21 protein-coding genes and 1 pseudogene are annotated in these 18,422 nt (G+C 59.0%); 17 read left to right on the top strand and 5 right to left on the bottom strand.

Annotated elements, in window-relative coordinates; translation table 11 throughout:
- Positions 1-63: 63 nt before the first annotated feature.
- Positions 64-675: a ferredoxin reductase gene (locus FHT70_RS22370; RefSeq protein ID WP_183704912.1), complete on the bottom strand. Its 612-nt coding sequence runs from the start codon at positions 673-675 to the stop codon at positions 64-66.
- 74 nt (positions 676-749) lie between these two features.
- Between FHT70_RS22370 and FHT70_RS22365 the strand changes: the two genes are divergently transcribed.
- From FHT70_RS22365 to FHT70_RS22350, 4 genes and pseudogenes are all read left to right on the top strand, one after another.
- Complete coding sequence (locus FHT70_RS22365; RefSeq protein ID WP_183704910.1) at positions 750-1,313, top strand: TetR/AcrR family transcriptional regulator; 564 nt, start codon at positions 750-752, stop codon at positions 1,311-1,313.
- Positions 1,314-1,479: 166 nt separating this feature from the next.
- Complete coding sequence (locus FHT70_RS22360) at positions 1,480-1,788, top strand: type II toxin-antitoxin system RelB/DinJ family antitoxin (RefSeq protein ID WP_183704861.1); 309 nt, start codon at positions 1,480-1,482, stop codon at positions 1,786-1,788.
- 19 nt (positions 1,789-1,807) lie between these two features.
- Positions 1,808-1,918, top strand: a pseudogene (locus FHT70_RS22355) (IS3 family transposase); the annotation flags it as partial.
- Between the two features lie 159 nt (positions 1,919-2,077).
- Entirely contained in the window at positions 2,078-3,256 is a 1,179-nt protein-coding gene (locus FHT70_RS22350) for a Fic family protein (RefSeq protein ID WP_183704908.1), read from the top strand.
- 504 nt (positions 3,257-3,760) lie between these two features.
- On the opposite strand, the gene FHT70_RS22345 is transcribed toward FHT70_RS22350, so the two are convergent.
- Complete coding sequence (locus FHT70_RS22345; protein WP_348649562.1) at positions 3,761-4,150, bottom strand: SDR family NAD(P)-dependent oxidoreductase; 390 nt, start codon at positions 4,148-4,150, stop codon at positions 3,761-3,763.
- Between the two features lie 328 nt (positions 4,151-4,478).
- On the opposite strand from FHT70_RS22345, the gene FHT70_RS22340 reads away from it, so the two are divergent.
- From FHT70_RS22340 to FHT70_RS22300, 9 genes are all read left to right on the top strand, one after another.
- Positions 4,479-5,099, top strand: coding sequence for a cupin domain-containing protein (locus FHT70_RS22340; protein ID WP_245421348.1), 621 nt, complete (start codon positions 4,479-4,481; stop codon positions 5,097-5,099).
- Positions 5,100-5,234: 135 nt separating this feature from the next.
- The gene (locus FHT70_RS22335; protein ID WP_183704906.1) at positions 5,235-6,176 is read left to right on the top strand and encodes a substrate-binding domain-containing protein; all 942 of its coding nucleotides are present in this window, start codon (positions 5,235-5,237) and stop codon (positions 6,174-6,176) included.
- A 70-nt stretch (positions 6,177-6,246) separates the two neighbouring features.
- Positions 6,247-7,044, top strand: a complete 798-nt coding sequence (locus FHT70_RS22330) for an ATP-binding cassette domain-containing protein (protein ID WP_183704904.1) — start codon at positions 6,247-6,249, stop codon at positions 7,042-7,044.
- 38 nt (positions 7,045-7,082) lie between these two features.
- The gene (locus FHT70_RS22325) at positions 7,083-8,051 is read left to right on the top strand and encodes an ABC transporter permease (RefSeq protein WP_246721920.1); all 969 of its coding nucleotides are present in this window, start codon (positions 7,083-7,085) and stop codon (positions 8,049-8,051) included.
- 2 nt (positions 8,052-8,053) lie between these two features.
- Positions 8,054-9,145 carry a phosphotriesterase gene (locus FHT70_RS22320; RefSeq protein ID WP_183704900.1) on the top strand — a complete coding sequence of 364 codons (1,092 nt, stop codon included), beginning with the start codon at positions 8,054-8,056 and terminating at the stop codon, positions 9,143-9,145.
- A gap of 28 nt (positions 9,146-9,173) precedes the next feature.
- On the top strand, positions 9,174-9,938 hold the full coding sequence (locus tag FHT70_RS22315) for a glutamine amidotransferase (RefSeq protein WP_097600228.1): 765 nt from the start codon (positions 9,174-9,176) through the stop codon (positions 9,936-9,938).
- A gap of 18 nt (positions 9,939-9,956) precedes the next feature.
- Positions 9,957-10,862, top strand: coding sequence for a ribokinase (locus tag FHT70_RS22310; RefSeq protein WP_183704898.1), 906 nt, complete (start codon positions 9,957-9,959; stop codon positions 10,860-10,862).
- Positions 10,863-10,867: 5 nt separating this feature from the next.
- On the top strand, positions 10,868-11,701 hold the full coding sequence (locus FHT70_RS22305) for a BtpA/SgcQ family protein (RefSeq protein WP_183704896.1): 834 nt from the start codon (positions 10,868-10,870) through the stop codon (positions 11,699-11,701).
- The gene (locus tag FHT70_RS22300) at positions 11,698-12,936 is read left to right on the top strand and encodes a Zn-dependent hydrolase (protein ID WP_183704894.1); all 1,239 of its coding nucleotides are present in this window, start codon (positions 11,698-11,700) and stop codon (positions 12,934-12,936) included. Before FHT70_RS22305 ends, FHT70_RS22300 begins: the two co-directional genes overlap by 4 nt.
- Before the next feature lie 308 nt (positions 12,937-13,244).
- On the opposite strand, the gene FHT70_RS22295 is transcribed toward FHT70_RS22300, so the two are convergent.
- A complete protein-coding gene (locus FHT70_RS22295; RefSeq protein WP_183704892.1) occupies positions 13,245-13,970 on the bottom strand; it encodes a DUF2726 domain-containing protein in 726 nt (241 codons plus the stop codon).
- A gap of 198 nt (positions 13,971-14,168) precedes the next feature.
- Between FHT70_RS22295 and FHT70_RS22290 the strand changes: the two genes are divergently transcribed.
- The 3 genes from FHT70_RS22290 to FHT70_RS22280 all read left to right on the top strand — a co-directional run bounded on the left by FHT70_RS22290 (position 14,169) and on the right by FHT70_RS22280 (position 15,962).
- Positions 14,169-14,600 (top strand): SyrB2 regulator, encoded by a 432-nt coding sequence (locus FHT70_RS22290; RefSeq protein ID WP_183704890.1) that lies wholly within the window; start codon positions 14,169-14,171, stop codon positions 14,598-14,600.
- A gap of 159 nt (positions 14,601-14,759) precedes the next feature.
- Positions 14,760-15,347: a hypothetical protein gene (locus FHT70_RS22285; protein ID WP_183704888.1), complete on the top strand. Its 588-nt coding sequence runs from the start codon at positions 14,760-14,762 to the stop codon at positions 15,345-15,347.
- A 168-nt stretch (positions 15,348-15,515) separates the two neighbouring features.
- The gene (locus FHT70_RS22280; protein ID WP_183704886.1) at positions 15,516-15,962 is read left to right on the top strand and encodes a hypothetical protein; all 447 of its coding nucleotides are present in this window, start codon (positions 15,516-15,518) and stop codon (positions 15,960-15,962) included.
- A gap of 221 nt (positions 15,963-16,183) precedes the next feature.
- Here FHT70_RS22280 and FHT70_RS22275 read toward each other — a convergent pair whose 3' ends face one another.
- Positions 16,184-16,774, bottom strand: a complete 591-nt coding sequence (locus FHT70_RS22275) for an SOS response-associated peptidase (RefSeq protein WP_183704883.1) — start codon at positions 16,772-16,774, stop codon at positions 16,184-16,186.
- A 57-nt stretch (positions 16,775-16,831) separates the two neighbouring features.
- Between FHT70_RS22275 and FHT70_RS22270 the strand changes: the two genes are divergently transcribed.
- Entirely contained in the window at positions 16,832-17,329 is a 498-nt protein-coding gene (locus FHT70_RS22270; protein WP_183704881.1) for an SOS response-associated peptidase, read from the top strand.
- On the opposite strand, the gene dinB is transcribed toward FHT70_RS22270, so the two are convergent.
- The gene (gene dinB, locus FHT70_RS22265; RefSeq protein ID WP_183704880.1) at positions 17,326-18,417 is read right to left on the bottom strand and encodes a DNA polymerase IV; all 1,092 of its coding nucleotides are present in this window, start codon (positions 18,415-18,417) and stop codon (positions 17,326-17,328) included. The two genes, FHT70_RS22270 and dinB, sit on opposite strands and share 4 nt — an antisense overlap.
- Positions 18,418-18,422: the final 5 nt, after the last annotated feature.

Below are 18,422 nucleotides of genomic sequence, written 5' to 3'. Positions count from 1 at the left end.
GCTCCGCACCGCAACCCGCCGCTACCGCCCCGAATACAGCAACCCAAAACCGCTGGAGCGAACTCAAAACTGGATAAAACTTGGGGGCAAGGTCAAGCCCGCCGGGCCGCAGGCAAACACGTGCGTGTTCGGCGCGTGATCAACGTCGAGAATTTCATAGAGAGTTGCCCTGATTTGTTCCGACGACATGCCCTCGTATAGAGTCGCTGCGCCTTCGCTTATGGCTGCGGCTAGCCGATCTCTAAAAAGTTTCGCGTCGCGCTTAAAGAAGTGGAGATGGTGGCCCACGCCGTACGCTCGCAATTGCTGCTGCATGGAGTATATCGGCGTGATACCGATGCCTGCGGCGAGTAGAACCGCGTGCGCCGGAGCGCCAAGTGGAAATCGGTTTCTTGGTTTGGAGATCCGCAAGCGCGTCCCGGCCACCGCGGTCGTATGCAGGGCCTCGGAAATTCCTCCGGCCCGTTTGGAACGCTTGACGGCGATGGTGTAGTAACCGGCCTCATCGAGATCGAACAGCGAATACTGGCGCGTCAACTCGCCAAAGCAGTTTACATCGATATGAGATCCAGGCTCGGCACGTACCCAGTCTTCTCCGCGCGTTGGCCGAATTCGAAAAAGCTTCGTATCGCTCGCCAGAACTTCCGTTTCGCAGATGACAGTGTCAAGGAGCATCACTAAACCTGGTTGACAATTGGAGCGTTTATCAAACATACCGACCGGAAGGTATGTATCAAAGAGGCATATAGATGGCAAGGCGAAAGTTCTCAAAGGAACAGATGATCTCGGCGGCGCGGGACATCGCCCTGCAGCGAGGTGCGGGCCGCGTTACACTGGAGGCGGTCGCCGAGGCAATCGGCTCCACCAAGGGAGCGGTGCTTCATTCATTTCCCACAAAAAGCGCACTTCTACAGGAGCTTCTGGCGGCTATGTGTGGAGAATGGGATACGCGCTTCGATGATGTTCGGATGAGATCTGGAAAGAGCCGTGGAGTGTTGACTTCCTATATAAAGACATGGAGGGAAGCTGATCCCCAGGCTCCGTCGTACCTTGAAGCAGTTGCTGTCGCAAAGGCTGAAAATCCCGACTTGTTAGAACCGGTGAGGGATGCGTATGGGCGCTATGCGCAACTGATCGAGGGTGAAACAGGTAACAAGATGGAATTCCTCGTCGCGTGGATGGCATGCGAGGGAATGGTGATGCTTGATCTCTTAGGATTGCATCGCTTTGACGAGAAAACGAAAGCGGCCTTGTTCGACCAACTTGAAATGATGGTAGGAGTAGAACGAACAGAGCCGCAGAAAGTGTCCTGATATCACCGTCATGTTCTTAGCACTCAATAAAGTTCCATAAATTACTGATATGCCGCACGAGAAAATCGCGTCGTCGATGATCTGAATAGGGGCCTTCTCGGCCGGAAACTTACTATGGATTTTGTCATTCAAATGCATTACCTTGCTATCAAATTTGGAGATAGCCATGGCTGCAAACGCACTTGTCCAAACACGTATCGATGCCGAAGTTCGGGATCGTGCTTCCGCCGTCCTTGAGAACATGGGCCTGACGGTATCAGATGCAGTCCGCATCCTGCTCACGCGGACAGCTAACGAGGGTGCGCTGCCACTTGAACTTTTTTCGGGAAGCGAGGCTCACGATGCTTGGTTTCGCACGAAGGTACTCGAAGCACTGAACGACACTCGACCGGACGTGTCAGATTTTGACGTCGAGGCACACTTCGAGGAGCGCCGGGCGATAGCGCGCGTCAAAGCAGGTGCTCTCAAGTCGTGAAGCTTACATGGTCTGCGTTCGCGATGAATCTCGCCAGGATGTGTTCGACTACATCGAGATGTTCTACTACCCGAAACGCAAGCACGTCAGAAACGGAATGCTGTCGCCCGTCGAGTTCGAGAAGCAGTAGAAAATCTAACCCGAGGGTGTCTACGAAACTCGGGGCTATTCAGCCTGCGCTTGACGCAATGACAACGGTCTACGTTAATTAAGCGCGCTTACCTAAGCTCGAGGCTTATTTAAATAAAGGGGCTCTTGCTTAAATAACGGACGGAATTCATATTAGGCTATGTCTGATTCCGAACCTAATTTGCGCCTGGGCCGTTTTGTCAAAACAACGGCAGCGAGCGAAACAGTGCGGGCGTTCGTGCCTCCGCCATTGCCGCCCGAGCCATCCATCGATGTCCTTTCGCTATTGGAGCGCCTCAGTCTGGCAGAGCGTGCGCTAGGTCGCCTGGATGGCATCACAATGCTGCTCCCGCGCCAGGAGTTATTCCTCTACATGTATGTAAGAAAGGAGGCAGTTCTTTCCTCGCAGATTGAAGGCACACAGTCGACGCTTTCCGATCTTTTGCGGTTTGAGACCGAGGCTCAAGCGGGGCAACCGGTCGATGATATTCGTGAGGTTTCCAATTACGTTGATGCGATGATGTATGGTTTGGAGCGTTTGGAAACGCTGCCAATGTCATTGCGCCTGATCCGAGAGATGCACGCACGACTGCTGCAAAGCGGGCGGGGAGGCACTAAGGATCCAGGAGAGTTTCGGCGCTCGCAGAATTGGATTGGAGGCACGCGACCCGGCAACGCACTCTTCGTGCCACCACCCGTGACGGAATTGGGTGGCTGCCTAGACGCGTTCGAGCGCTTCATGCATGACGATCAATCACGGTTACCGGCTCTGATCAAAGCTGGCCTCCTGCATGTCCAGTTCGAAACGATCCATCCATTTCTCGATGGCAATGGCCGGATAGGTCGTCTGCTTGTCACTCTTTACCTGTGCATGAACGGCGTTCTACGCAAACCATTGCTCTACCTCAGTCTTTACCTCAAGGCCTATCGAAGCGAATATTATCGATTACTGCAAGAGGTCCGTGAACATGGAAACTGGGAAGGTTGGCTAGACTTCTTCCTGACGGGTGTAGCCGACACCGCCAACCAAGCATTTGAAGCTGCCACTCGGATTGTCGATCTTTTCAAGGAGGACAGGGAGAAAATCACAGTCGAGAGCGACCGAGCCGGATCGGCCCTTCGTATTCACGAACTCTTTCAGCAAAACCCCTTTCATACGGCAAATCAGGTCGTTCAAATGACAGGCCTTTCAGCGCCGACTGTCAATGCAGCGCTCGCTGACTTGGAGCGTTTGGGGATTGTCGACGAGGTGACAGGTCGCAAGCGTGGCCGTGTTTTCAGCTACCGTAGATATCTTGCAATCCTAAGCGAAGGCACTGATCCCCTGCCTGCTACGTGACTAAATCACGGATCGCAAGTTCGAATCTCTTCAAGAGCCTAACCAATTCAACAAAGCAGCTTTCAATCCGAGGCGGACAATTGGCCGCTGGTCGGCTCGTGAGTCCAGCAGACAAAGCCCACGATGCGACGGTCGTTTGGTGATAACGCGGCAGCAAGGCGGGTGCTACTGCCTAATGTTGTCTGATCGCGCCAAGCCGGACTAACGCATATCCGACGCCACCAATCTGAATCAAAAGGTCTGCTCTCATTTCTCTATCGGTGACCACCTTAATTTTGGTCCATTTGTCTACCTTGGTATCGAGCGGGAGAGGCAATCCTTCTCGCAGCAGGAGGGTAAGCTCAGGTGCTCTTTCCGACTTATAGATACAAATCCTCATCGAACGGAACCTTAACTGCACAGGTTTGTGACAGCTATATTGCAGTGCGTTATTAATTATTGCAATGCCGCAAAGCCATTCTGTGCAATGTGCCGAGGTTATGTTCCCGTACTCCTGTCCATCTACTACCGCTTCTTCCGGCTATGCGTATGAGCAAGCACTGCCTTGACATCCGCCGCGCTGCGCCTTGCGACCAGAAAAACGCGCCCCTGAGGTTGGTGCCGATGATCTTGTCCCAATTTGTTCATCGATCTCGAGCGAGGGAGATACCTGTTCGTACCCGCATTATTGACAAGGATATCGACAGCGCCAGCGATGTTTTCGAACTTGCTTAGCGTTTCGTCGATGGACGAAATATTTGTCACATCCTGGGCGCCCGTGATACAGGTCCTGCCAAGGGCTTCGCTACTCGCTTTGGTTTCGATTAGCGAATTTTGATCGCGCGCCGTACGCAAATAACGGCACCCGCTTCGGCAAGCGCCAGCGCAATCATTGGCCCATGCCGCGGCTCGCACCAGTCACAACTGCCACTCTTCCTGCCAGATCGAACATCGTATTGGCCATGATGATCCCCCTGTTTTTGCGGGATAGAACCACCGTTCAACAATAATGTCTATACATGTACTAACAAAAAAGGGACATTCCGATTAGTCGACATTATAGTCAGAAATCCCGGTCGGCAGCATGTTCACGCCGTCTGGCCCAAGCATTGTCGTCACCTTTTGTTTGATAGCCTTGCTCCACGCAAGCAGGCCTAACGTTCTACGCCTAAAGCATCCTAACTGGACAGCGCTTGCCTGAAGGATTTATGATTGTGGCACCGATCAATGCGATGCTTCTAACATGAATATGGTCAAGCCGCCTTTGCCGTCCGAAAGCAACCGAGAGGACAAGGTCCAATCGAATCCGGTGCGGCTTGGTGCACGCCTCAAGCTTGCGCGGCAGACGCGCGGCTTGACGTTGAAGGCACTGGCGCTGGCTGCGGATTGTTCAGAAAGCCTGCTGTCCAAGATCGAAAACGGCAAAGCTTCGCCCTCGTTGCCCATGCTGCACCGGCTGGTGCAGGCACTGGATTCCAATATCGGCTGGATGTTCGAGGAGACGGATGCCGATGAGGGGGTGGTATTTCGCGCTGGCACGCGACCGCTGATCTCGCTCGATCCGCTGCGGCGCGGCGAGGGCATATCGCTGGAGCGCATCATTCCCTATTCACAGGGCCATCTGCTCCAGTGCAACATTCACCATATCGATGTGGGCGGCGAGAGCGCCGGGCCGATCCAGCATGTCGGCGAGGAAGTGGGCTACGTTCTCGTCGGCGAGATCGAACTGATGATCGGCGATAAGACCTTTCGTCTGGCCGCCGGAGACAGTTTCGTTTTCAATTCCGAACTGGCCCATTGGTATCGCAATGTCGGAAATCAGCGTGCCTCGATTTTCTGGGTAAATACCCCGGCAACATTCTGAGTTTACTTAGGAAAAGTTACGATTTAACTTTTGTGATTGCTTGTATTCAAGTGACTTGACAAGAATTCAAGTCACTTGAATAATGCCCCTGTAAATTCTGTTGCCGCCAGCGGCTTCTAACAAGGGGAACCTAAAATGGGTCGGACCAAATATCTTCTCGGCTGCGCTGCAGCTGCAGCCATGACGCTTTCCATGGCCGTTTCCAGCGCCTTTGCCGATACATTCGCGCTCGTCACCATCAACCAGCAGGCACTGTTCTTCAACCAGATCAATGACGGTGCCAACGCCGCAGCCAAGGCTGCAGGCGCCGATCTCGTGATCTTCAACGCCAACAATGTGCCCGCGGCGCAGAACGATGCGATCGAAACCTACATCACGCAGAAGGTCGACGGCATCATTCTGGTTGCCATCGATGTCAACGGCGTAAAGCCGGCCATCACTGCTGCTAAGAATGCCGGCATTCCGGTCATCGCCATCGATGCGCAGATTCCGGAAGGCGACAACATCGCCTTCGTCGGTGTCGACAACACCGCAGCTGGCGCCGAGATCGGCAAGTTCTTCTCCGATTATGTGAAGAGCGACATGGGTGGTGCTGCAAAAGTCGGCGTCGTCGGCGCGCTCAACTCCTTCATCCAGAACCAGCGCCTTGATGGCTTCAAGGCAGCCGTGGGTAAGGGCGGCCAGAAGGTTGAGTTCTTGAATACCGTTGACGGCCAGAACGTGCAGGACGTTGCGCTGTCGGCCGCTGAAAACCTGATGACCGCCAATCCCGACATGACGGCACTCTACGCGACCGGCGAGCCGGCGCTGCTCGGCGCGGTATCCGCCGTTGCCAGCCAGGGCCGCGGTGATAGCATTAAGGTCTTCGGCTGGGATCTGACGAAATCCGCCATCGATGGCATCGACCAGGGCTTCGTGACGGCAGTGATCCAGCAGGATCCTGCCGGTGAGGGCAAGGCCGCGGTCGAGGCGCTCGTCAAGGTCAAGAAGGGTGAAAAGATCGAGCCGATCATCAACGTGCCGGTCACCATCGTCACCAAGGCGAACGTCGATCAGTATCGCGAAATGTTCAAGTAAGCCGAACTGCCGCCGCCGCCCGGCCTGACGATTAGGCTGGGCGGCCGGATTTCCAGCAAGGGCGTTGAATATGACCGACACGCAAGTCAGCCGCGTCCGCATGACCGGCATTTCCAAGCGCTACGGCGCTCTACAATCGCTCGACAACGCCTCACTCGACCTGAAGCCCGGGGAAGTCCTCGGTCTGGTGGGTGACAACGGCGCGGGCAAGTCTACCATCAGCAAGGTTCTCTCCGGCGCGGTGATCCCCGATGCCGGCACCATCGAGATTGATGGCAGGGAGGTTGCCTTCACCTCGCCGGCGGATGCGCGCGCAGCTCGGATCGAGATGGTTTACCAGGACCTGGCGCTCTGCGACACGATCGATGTCGCCGGCAATCTCTTCCTTGGTCGCGAGCCGAAACGACGGATAGCCGGCGTGCCGATGCTCGACAAGAAACTGATGCACGAGCGGGCGCGCGACATGCTCTCCAACCTCGGTATCGTCATTCCCGATACGCGCATGAAGGTGGAAAACCTTTCGGGTGGCCAGCGCCAGTCCATCGCCATCGGTCGCGCCGCATCCTTCAATCCGTCTGTGCTCATCATGGACGAGCCGACCGCGGCACTCGCCGTCGCCGAGGTGGAGGCGGTGCTCGAACTCATCCGCACCGTCTCGCAACGCGGCGTGTCCGTCATCCTGATCACGCACCGTCTGCAGGATCTGTTCCTCGTCTGCGACCGCATTCAGGTCATGTACGAGGGCCGAAATGTCGCCGAACGCCGGATCGAGGACACCAATATCGAGGACGTCGTCAATCTCATCGTCGGGCGAAAATTTGCCGCCCAGTCCGCAGGCCATAACCGGGAAAAGGGCGTCTCCGCATGAGTTCCGAACCCAACGCCTATGCCAGCCATCCGCCCCGCATGCGCGAGGCAACGATCCTCGACAAGGTCGTGGCCAATGGCGGCGTCATGTCGATCGCGCTGTTCTTCGTCGTCTGTTGCCTGTTCTTTGCGGTGACGACCGATTCCTTCCTGACCGCGCCAAACCTTCTCAACGTCATCCGGCAGTCCGCCCCGCTGCTCATCGTTGCAGCCGCCATGACCTTCGTGATCACGACGGGCGGCATCGATCTTTCGGTCGGCTCCGTTCTCGCCTTGACGGCCACGCTTTCGGCGGCAGCCCTTCAGGCTGGTGTTCCCTGGCCGCTGGCTATCCTGCTGATGCTGCTTCTCGGCGGCCTTGTGGGCGTTATTCAGGGCTACTTCATCGCCTATGAGCGCATCCCCGCCTTCATCGTCACGCTTGCCGGTCTTTCCGTGATCCGTGGCTTGGCGCTGCTCATCACCGGCGGTTATTCGATCCCCATCGAGCCGACGAGCCCCTTCGTGGCGCTTGGCCGCGCCTGGGTGTTCGGCATTCCCGCGCCGGCTCTGATCGCCATCGTCATCCTCGCCGTCGCCTACATCGCCTTCAACGAAACCCATTTCGGTCGTTACGTCACGGGCGTCGGCGCCAATGCCGAGGCGACAAGGCGGGCAGGCGTCAACACGCGCCGGGTCATCCTCTGGGTCTATGTGCTCTCGGGTACGGCGGCGGCCGCCGCTGGCGTCATCCTCTCCGCCCGTCTCGGTTCCGGCTCCTCGAATGCGGGACAGGGCTTCGAGCTCGATGTCATCGCAGCCGTCGTGCTTGGTGGCACCAGCCTCTTCGGCGGACGCGGCTCTCTGGTGGGGACCGTGCTTGGCGCGCTCACCGTCGCGGTGCTCGCAAACGGCCTCATCCTGTCGCACCTCTCGCCCTTCTTCACGCCGATCGTCACCGGCTTCATTATCCTCGTCGCGATCTGGCTGAATTTCCGCCTGTTCCGCGGCGGCGCAAAGGGGCGCTGAAAATGCTCGATGACCTCTTCAAGGACGCGCCGAAAGCGCGCCAGCCCATCGGGGTGAATTCCGGCGCTGCCATGACCGTCACCGGCCCCGTGCCGGTGGAGGATCTCGGCGTAACGCTGATGCACGAGCACATCTTCCTTGATGGCGCGACCAGCTGGATCTGCCCCTGCCATCCGGACGAAAAGGCAATCGCCGAACAGAAGGTCTCTATCGAGATCATCGGCGAGTTGCGCATGAACCCCTATATGAACCGGGACAATGTCTCGCTCGACGACGGGGATCTGGCGCTTGGAGAGCTCAAGCGGTTCCAGGCGCTCGGCGGCTGTACCGTAGTCGAAACGACCAATTTCGGCATCGGCCGTGATGCGGCAGGACTCGCCCGCATCGCGCGCATGTCGGGGCTGAGGATCATCATGGGCACCGGCTTCTATCTGGAGCACACCCATCCCGACTGGCTGAAAGCCATTGACGTCGATGCGGTGACGCAGTTCATCGTCGATGATGTCGGTGGCGGCGAGACGCAGCCCGAGATCATGGCCGGTATTATCGGTGAGGTTGGCGTCAGCCGGAATTTCACCGCCGAGGAGGAGAAGTCTCTTCGTGCTTCGGCGCGGGCGTCGCGCATCACCGGCCTGCCGCTCTCCATCCATCTGCCGGGCTGGGAGCGCCTGGCGCATCGCGTGCTCGACATGGTGGAAGAAGAGGGCGCCGATCTGCGCCACACCGTCCTTTGTCACATGAACCCCAGCCATAATGATCTCGATTATCAGATGGCATTGGCCAAGCGCGGTGCTTTCCTGGAATACGACATGATCGGCATGGACTATTATTATGCCGATCAGGACGCCCAGTCGCCGTCCGACGAGGAGAATGCCCGTGCCATCGCCGCCCTCATCGACAAGGGTTTCGGCGACCGGCTGCTCCTGTCGCAGGATGTGTTCCTGAAGATCATGCTGACGCGCTACGGCGGCTTTGGCTACGGCTACATCCTCAAGCACTTCCTGCCGCGGCTGAAGCGCCATGGCGTCGATCAGGCGGCTATCGATCGCATGCTGATCGACAACCCGAAATCCGTCTTTTCCGCCGTCGCCTAAGCGCTGGCCCATCGTTCAAGGAGTTTCCATGACCAAGAAAAAAGTGCTGCTCGCCGGCGAATCCTGGGTGTCGACTGCCACCCACATCAAGGGTTTCGACCAGTTCCCGACCGTGACCTACCACACCGGCGCGGACGAATTGCTGAAGGCCCTGAAGGATAGCCCCTTCGACGTTACCTTCATGCCTGCGCACGAGGCGCAGAAGGAGTTTCCGAGCACGCTCGAAGGCCTTCAAGCCTATGACGCCATCGTGCTTTCGGATATCGGCGCCAACACGCTGCTTCTGCATCCCGATACCTGGATCCACTCGCGCCGGACGCCCAACCGCCTGAAATTGCTGCGCGACTACGTTGCCCAGGGCGGTGCGCTCCTGATGTTCGGTGGCTATTATTCGTTCCAGGGCATCAATGGCGGCGCGCGCTTCCGCAACACCGCGGTCGAAGAAGTGCTGCCGGTGGCCTGCCTTCCCGTCGATGATCGTGTCGAGGTGCCGGAGGGCTTTACGCCGGTTGTTTCGGGCGATGCTTCGCATCCGATCCTTTCGGGCATTTCCGGCGAGTTCCCTTATCTGCTTGGCTTCAACGAAGTGACGCTGAAGGAAGGGGCAAACCAGCTCATGACCGTTTCCTCGGAATATGGTTCGTTGCCGCTGCTCGTCACGGGAACCTACGGCGAAGGCCGTACGCTCGTCTGGACGTCGGATGTCGGCCCGCACTGGCTGCCGCCGGAATTCATTGCCTGGCCGGGCTACAAGACCCTGTTCGAGCAGATGCTCGCCTGGGCAACGGACTGAACGGAAGGTCTTGAGGCCATGACCATCCATGTCGTCGGCAATGTCTGCGTCGATGCGAGCTTTCGCCTGGAGCGGCTGCCGCAGCCGGGCGAAACGCTGAACGCAACGGCTGCCGGCGAAGGCCTGGGCGGCAAGGGGGCAAACCAGGCCGTCGCTGCCGCCCGGACAGGGGCGTCGGTCACGCTCTGGGCGCCTCTGGGACGGGACGCGGCCGGCGACGGGATGGAAAGCCTGCTTTCCTCGGAGATTTCCGACCTGCGCCTCTCGCGTCTGGACCTGCCCAGCGACCGCTCGGTGATCCTGATCGATCGGTATGGCGAGAATGTCATCATTACCGCCGCCGCCTGCGCCGAGGCGTTCAATCCGCTGACGATGTGCCCGCTCGCATCGACCTGGAGCGCCGGAGACATGTTGCTGATGCAGGGCAATCTTGGCGCCGATGTAACGGTGCAGTGCTTGGAGGCAGCGCGGAGGGCCGGGCTTTTCACCGTTCTCAATCCGAGCCCGCTTGCTTCCGATGCGCCGGATCTTTCGGCGGTGTCACTGCTGATCATCAATCGACCGGAGGCCGAAGCCTTGACCGGCGAAACCTCTGCTGACCGCGCTGCCGACCGCCTGCGCGTGAGGGGCGCAACCACCGTCATCGTAACGCTCGGTTCGGAGGGCGCCCTCGTTCTGGACGCCTCTTCCCGGCTCCACATCCCGGCCGAAAAACGCGAAGCCGTGGATGCCAGCGGCGCCGGGGATTGCTTTGCCGGAACGTTGGCCGGACTTCTTGCGCAGCGTGCGACGCTTGCCGATGCTGCGAGACTTGCAACACGGGCGGCGGGTCTAGCTGTCGGCCGTGCCGGTACCCTCGCCTCTTTCCCCACCTCGGCAGAGCTAGCCGCCCTTACAAAGACATTGAAACTGGAAAACGTGTGATCGCCATGAGCAACCCTATCGGACGGCAGGACAAGGACACACTGAGGACGCTTTTCGGGCGCGACAAGCCGGTGATCGGTGTGGTGCATCTGATGCCATTGCCGGGGGCGCCACGCTATGACGACGAAGGCGTCGAGACGATCTACGAGCGCGGTCTTTCAGATGCACGGGCCTACCTTTCGGGCGGCTGCGACGCCGTCATCGTCGAGAACCACGGCGATGTTCCGTTTGCCAAGCCTGATGATATCGGCCCCGAGACATCAGCGCATATGGCCGTTGTCGCGGATCGCATCCGCCGCGAGCTCGGTCGCCCGATCGGCATCAACGTTCTCGCCAATGCGGCGATCCCGGCGCTTGCCATCGCGTCTGCCTCGTCAGCATCCTTCATTCGCGTCAACCAGTGGGCCAATGCCTATATTGCGAACGAGGGGTTTGTGGAGGGAGAATCGGCACGCGCCATGCGCTACCGTGCCCATCTTCGCGCCCGTGGCGTCCGCATCTTTGCCGACGCCCACGTCAAGCATGGGGCGCATGCCATCGTGGCGGATCGGCCGGTCGAAGAACAGGTCAAGGATCTCGTCTTCTTCGATGCCGATGTCGTCATCGCCACCGGCCAGCGCACCGGCCACGCCGCCGATCTCGGTTATATCAGCATGATCAAGGAGGCGGCGTCGCTGCCTACACTGGTGGGCAGCGGCGTCACGCATGATAATGCCAACGATATTCTGTCCGTCGCGGACGGCGTGATCATTGCAAGCGCCCTTAAATACGATGGCGTCTGGTGGAATGCGGTTGAGCTCGAGCGGGTCAAGCGGTTCATTGCAGGCCTTGGCCGATGACCCGGAAGCCGGAGGTCAACGCCGCGCGCCTGCTCGCGTCTGTCGCCGATTTCGCAGCGATCGGCGCGACGCCTGCCGGTGGTGTCAACAGGCAGGCTTTGGGCATCGAAGACCGTGCGGCGCGCCGGCTGCTCGCGGAGCGAGCGCTTGCCCGCGGCTTCACCGTCTTCCAGGATGATATCGCCAATCTGTTCATTCGACGGGAGGGCCGGGATGCTTCCCTGCCACCGATCCTCATCGGCAGCCACCTCGACAGCCAGCCGACTGGTGGCCGTTTCGATGGCGCTCTCGGCACGCTCAGTGCTTTCGAGGTGCTCGAAGCGCTGAGCGACGCCGGCATCGAAACCGACCGTGCCGTCGAAGTCGTCGCCTTCACCAATGAGGAAGGTAGCCGCTATTCGCCGGGTTGCATGGGATCCATGGCCTTCGCGGGGGTAGGAACTATGGCGGACTGGGAGCCAATACATGCGACGGACGGCCCGCGGCTGGCCGATGAGCTGGCGGCAACGCTCGCAGCACTGCCTGAAGCTGCGTTGCGACCAACAGGCCACGCTATTTCCGCCTTTGTCGAACTGCATATTGAACAGGGCCCGATCCTCGAGCAGGAGGACGTGCCCATCGGTGTCGTCACGGCGGTGCAGGGCACGAAATGGCTTGAAGTTGTCTTCTCCGGTGTGGCCGCGCATGCCGGCACGACGCCGCTTAAATTCCGCAAGGACCCCATGGGTGCGGCAGCCGCCGCAATCGCAAGCCTTCAATCGGCGGTCATGCCTGCGGACCCCGAGGCACGGCTGACGGTTGGCCGCATTACTGCCGAGCCAGGTTCCATCAACGTTATCCCCGGTTCTGTTACCTTCACCGTCGATATCCGCCATCCGGACGCCGCTATCCTTGCTGCGATGGACCAGCATGTGCGAAAGGAATGCGAGGCCGCTGGCGCCCGCTGGGACTGTGACGTTAGCGTCAGCCAGCGCGTCAACATGGCGCCAGGCCGCTTTTCACCAGCTATTACAGGGGCAATTGAGAAGGCCTGCAAAGCTCTCGGTCTCAAGAGCCGCCAAATGGTTTCCGGTGCTTTTCACGATGCGCTGTTCATAAACCGCGTAGCTCCAACAGCCATGATCTTTGTTCCGTGTCGCCATGGCATCAGCCATAACGAGGCGGAGTTCGTAACTGACGCGCATATGATTTCAGGTGCCCGGGTGTTGCTCAACGTGGTCGAAGCGCTGGACTAGCGCCTATCGTTGTTTCGTAGATGGGGACCTTTGGATTGACTCGCCCAACGCTCCCCTAGAGTTAAGCTCAAACGCCTTTTGAGGTGGAACGGTTGGCAATGGGTCGGTGGACGTTTTAGTACTTGCCCTCTTTGCGGGCGAGCACGCCGTCTCCCCTCGATGGCTCCGTGGCTGGCCGGAAACAGATTTTCGCAAACGGCCTGGAGATCGGAGATCATCCCGTTTGCGCCTCCACACCATCAAGACCAGGAGACGGTTCCGTCCGCTCGAAGCGGCTCGGGTGTGCAGGCGTGAGTAACGGGAGCGCGTTAGCTGACAATCGGTTTATCCACCAGCTTTTCGACCAATCGTCTGAGTTCCGATGGGGTCGTTTGCCCAGCCACCACCTCGTGGTACCCGACCCCGGCTCGTCGAAGCGCCTCCTTCTTGACCGCATCGCGCGCGGCCGCGGTGCCTCGATGGTGTCCTCCGCCCTGATATTCGATGACATGCCGCGGTTGGCAATTGCTGTCCACGAGCAGTAAGTCGACACGCTTGGAGTTGATGCAACTGTAGGCGTCCACATCGGTGCTTCGCAGGATCTCGCCTAACGACACCTGCGCCATGACCTGCCAGGAGGAATTGCAGCCGATTACGATGCTGTCGAGTTCGCGAAACACGCGGGCTTCGCTCTTGTTCAGCAATGGCTGAATGGTGAAGTTCGAGCGCATCACGATACGCAGTTGATCCGCCGGGTCGACTGGTCTCAATAGCTCGGCAGTTTGCATCGGACGCCAGGGTCCCAACAGGATGCGCTCGTTGCTGCGTCGCTCCTCGGAGCGTAACCTGTTTCTCACCTGCCACGCCTGTTTTCTTTTCGCCGTTAAGAGTTGTTCGACTGCCATGCCGGTGGCGAAGCCGACAAAGAGTGCGGCAATCAGCAGTTCTGGCTTATCGAGATCCGCCACAGTTATACCGCCTGACGCGCCTACTGCGGCAATTCCGATGATAAGCCAAGGCGCCACGAACAGCACCGACCTTTGGCGATAGTGCATGCCCCTCTCCAGATTTCCCGCCAGCATAGTAGAGCGCATGCCTGACTTGCGAAAAGTTAGCCAAAAGAACTAGGGCCACAGCCGGTCAAGTAACACGCTGTCGAATTCATGATATTAGGCGGGCGATAACCGTAGCGCCTTTGTTGACTCCGTCTTTCACCCAGTTGAAAAGAGACATGGCTATAGAGGAGAGGTCTGATGGCTGAAGAGAATAATACCGGCGCCGTTGCTGCGGTCGCGGAAACGAATGCGCCTGTAAAAGCGGACGTTAAGAAGAAGCGTGCGCCGCGTCGTCAAAAGCAAGCTGCCGAACCGGCTTCTGCCGCGACCGAGGCCGTCACCGAACCGGCGCCGGCGGCAGGTGAGGCAAAACCTGCTGGACGGGGCAGGGGAAGAAAGCCGAGGTCGATCGAGGCGAGACCTTCCGATGCCAAAGGCACTCTCAGGGGGAGAGGAAGAAATAAAATCGCCAAGCCTTCCCCGCAAACGGCAAAGGCGTCCGCACCGGTGATTGATGAGCTGGAAGATCTGCTTCAGCTTGAAGAAGAGAACAAGCGTTTGCGCAAATTGCTGGCGGACAAGCTACGCCAGGAAAATACCGACCTGCGCAAACGGCTCGGCCTGGATTGACCAGCGCTCAGACATGTAGGTCGGCCGCCATCGGCTTCAGCCACCGCATCTTCAGCAGAAAAATAGTCGCCGGGCGCCTCCATCGTGCCCGGCCGACCTGCGAGTGGGGACAGGGCGCTACGCAGCATCGCAGCCCGGCTTGATCGAGGTGAAATGCCGATGAAAACACCGTGGAAATTCCTCGTCGATTTGACGTCGCGGCGTCGAGCGGCAAAAGGGCTCGAGAGTTCCATCGGGCATGATACGAATCCCGCTCTCGATTATCAGGCGGAGCAGACGCCGGCACTTCCCTCAACCGAAGTCACTACCTCTGCGGATGACGACGAGGTTGTTCCGGTCGAGCAGGTGGCATCAGATTCGAATGGGCTGGAAGGCGATCGCGATGCGGCGCAGGCATTGGCACCGCCGGTCGTTGGTGACGAGGTTTTGACACCCTCACCAAGCGAAGCGCGTCGTTCAGTTGAAAGCGCCGATGAGCCAATCGAGACAAATTCGAAGTCTCGGACAAGGTCTCCGCACCGCCGCGGTGAGCGGAGGATGGGAGCCCAGGCTAACACAGGCGCGCGGGCCGGTGTCGTGACACATGAAGGTCAAGGCGTGCCTCGGTCGTCTGCGCGCGACGCGTTCTTCGACGATGTGGCAAGCCTTGATGAGGACATCAAAAAACTGAAAAGAGAGCTCGCCCGGAAGCTCCAGCTGCAGAACGCCCAGCTCAAGACGATGCTGAAACGGTTCGACGTCAATTGAGCTTGGCACAGAATCTAAAGGTCTAATGTAAATATGAAAACACCACAGCGAAACTTCGTCGTCGAATTCAAGTCGGGTCGCCGGCGATTGACAACCCAGGCAAATTCGATCTGGGGAAACACCGATATCAAGGCTTTCATCCGTCAGGCAGAGACGGAAGCGCCGCACTTGTTCGAACCCAAGCACAAACTGGACGCTGTCGGCGAACCCAACGAAATGGCCCAGTACCGAGAGCCAGCAAATCAGCTCGACCAGAGCGATGACGCCAGCAACCAGTTTCCGCTCGCCGCTTCTTTGGTCGAACCGATGCCAATCGACCCATCGCAAAGCCATCACGATCACGTTCGCTCCATCGCCCGATCGAACAGACAGTCGGCCAAGAGGCCGGCTCGAAAAGCAGCGACGCGCATCGGCGAGAGCCGCTCGGGAAATCATGCCGACAGCGCAAGCGGCGAGCGCCGCAAAGGATCTTTCGCCGCTTCCGTCGAAGCTCCCGTTGATGAACTGGCTGCGCTTGATGCGGAAAACCGGCGTCTCAAGGCATTGCTGATAAAGCGACTCCGCGAGGAAAATCTGCAGCTTCGGACGATGCTCCAACGACTTGGCGTTGTCTGAGAGGTGACTGATGTGCCAGCTTCTCCGAGTTCGGCAATGTGTCCTCCAAAGCCTCCTTCGCCGAGCGCCGGTGACTTTCCAAACTCCGATTTCCGGACGTCCTTTGCCACCATTTCTGAGAACAGCTGGGTGAATAGTCCGACTCCCTTTCACCGCAGACGTGCTCCGCCCAAGAAGTCTTGTTCCGGCACGTCCCTTCGACGAGTTGCTGCAAGAGGGCGCTAACCGACCTGCTCCACCGCCAGCGTCCCCGCCGGAAGCGGACTGATCAGAGACTTCGCGGAGACGGTCGGATCGAGCCAATCGGCCCAGGCATTCCGCTCGAGGATAACAATCTGCCGGTCGTGGTAGGGAGCAATGTCTGGCCCCGGCTCCATGGTCAGCATGGTGAAGGCCTGTCCCACATCCGGCGTTTCGCGCCAGATGCCGGCAATGCAGAAGATCGGCTCGTCCTTCTGGGTGAACAGCCACTTGTCCTTGCGCTTCTTTTTCGGGTCCTTCGGCTCGGTGAACTCGTAAAAACCATCGGCAATGATCAGGCAGCGATTCGAATTGAACTCCCGGCCTTCCGGCCGGAAGTTATAGACCGGACGCTTGTTCGGCCCGGGCCAGCTCCAGCGCCGCTGCACGAGCTCGGCCTCGTCCCGGGTCCCGTCGATCGTTCGGACAATGGGTCCGAGATCGGTGATCTTGATGTCCTCACGCCCTTCGAGGTTCGGCGCGCCTTCGCCGAAGCGGATCTTGATCTTGAGCTCGGCGAAGTCCTCGACGATCGAGGCGACATCCACCATCAGCCGATAATCATTGCACATACGTCCTCCGTCTAAGATCTGGTTGTGTGGGAATGTCGTTCCTGATATGTTCTATCTATGATGAGTGCGACCGTTTTCCAGTCCGACGCCCCGCTCGATGAGCGCCGCGTGATCATAAGGCGCCATGACGGCGATGTGGAGATGGTGGAGCTGCCGTGGGGCCTGCGCCCGCGCGACGGCGATGCGCACGCCGTGACCGTCGTCCGGGCAGAAGGATGGACGTTTCCGACCGACCGCTGCCTGGTGCCGGCCTCGGAGTTTCGCCACAAGAGCTTCAGCTTCTCGCTCGCCAACGGCGACTGGTTCTATTTCGCGGGGATTTGGCGGCCGGAGACTGAGGACTGGCCGGAGGCCTACGCCATCCTGACAATCGAAGCGAATTCCGATCTCGCGCCGTTTCATAACCGCCAGATGGCGGTGCTGAGACGAGATCAACGCCTGGCCTGGCTCGACGGGCTCATGCCCGAGGAGGAAATCCTGCGGCCGTTGCCGGCAGGGACATTCCGGGTCAAGCGCCATTCGACCGATCCAACCCAGGCGACGCTGGCGATCTAAAGCGCCAACCGCAACTGGGGCACCACTTCAGAGGTCTGCCGTTCCAATGATGACAGCGTAACGCCGAGCAGGCGGATTCCCTTGCGCGGCGGGAAGATCGGCGCGAGAAGCAGGCTGACCACCTCCTCGAGATCGCCGATCGTTTGCAGAGGTGCCGCAACCGTCTTGCTGCGGGTGATCTGGGTGAAGTCGGCATACTTGACCTTGAGCGTCACCGTCTTGGCGCCGATTTCATTGGCCTCGCAGTAACCCCAGACTTTCTCGATCAGCGGCTGAAGGCCTTCGCGTGCCGGCTCGAAAGAGTGGATGTCCTCAGAGAACGTGTCTTCCGCGCCGACGGATTTCCGCACCCGGTCCGGCTTGACCTGACGATTGTCGATGCCGCGGGCGATGCCATAGAAATATGGTCCCGACTTCCCGAAATGTTCGACCAGAAACTCGAGTGTCTTTTCCTTAAGGTCCGCACCTGTTTCTATCCCGAGCCGATGCATCTTTTCGGCAGTCGCCGGTCCGGCGCCATGGAATTTCTTGATCGGAAGCTGCTCGACGAAGGCCGGGCCGTTCTTCGGCGTGATGACGGCCTGACCATTTGGCTTGTTCAGGTCGGATGCCATCTTGGCGAGGAACTTGTTGTAGGAAATCCCGGCCGACGCATTGAGGCCGGTGACCTGCTTGATTTTCGCCCGGATCTCCGCGGCAATCTCGGTGGCGATCTCCATGCCCTTCAGGTTTTCGGTGACATCAAGGTAGGCCTCGTCGAGCGAGAGTGGCTCGATCATCGGCGTGTATTCGGCGAAGATCGCGCGGATCTGCAACGAGACAGCCTTGTAGACATCGAAGCGTGGTTTGACGAAGATGAGGTCAGGGCATTTGCGCTTCGCGGTCACCGAAGGCATCGCCGAATAAACGCCGAACTTGCGTGCCTCGTAGCTGGCGGCAGCCACGACGCCGCGGGCGGCAGGATAGCCGACGGCAACCGGCAGGCCGCGCAGCTCGGGATTGTCGCGCTGCTCGACCGACGCATAGAAGGCGTCCATGTCTATGTGGACGATCTTGCGCGGCCGCTCGCTGCCTTCGTCGTTTGTCATCGCCT

This window comes from Rhizobium sp. BK049 (genome assembly GCF_014193135.1).
GTDB lineage: Bacteria > Pseudomonadota > Alphaproteobacteria > Rhizobiales > Rhizobiaceae > Rhizobium.
This window is presented reverse-complemented; position numbering and strand designations above follow the sequence as displayed.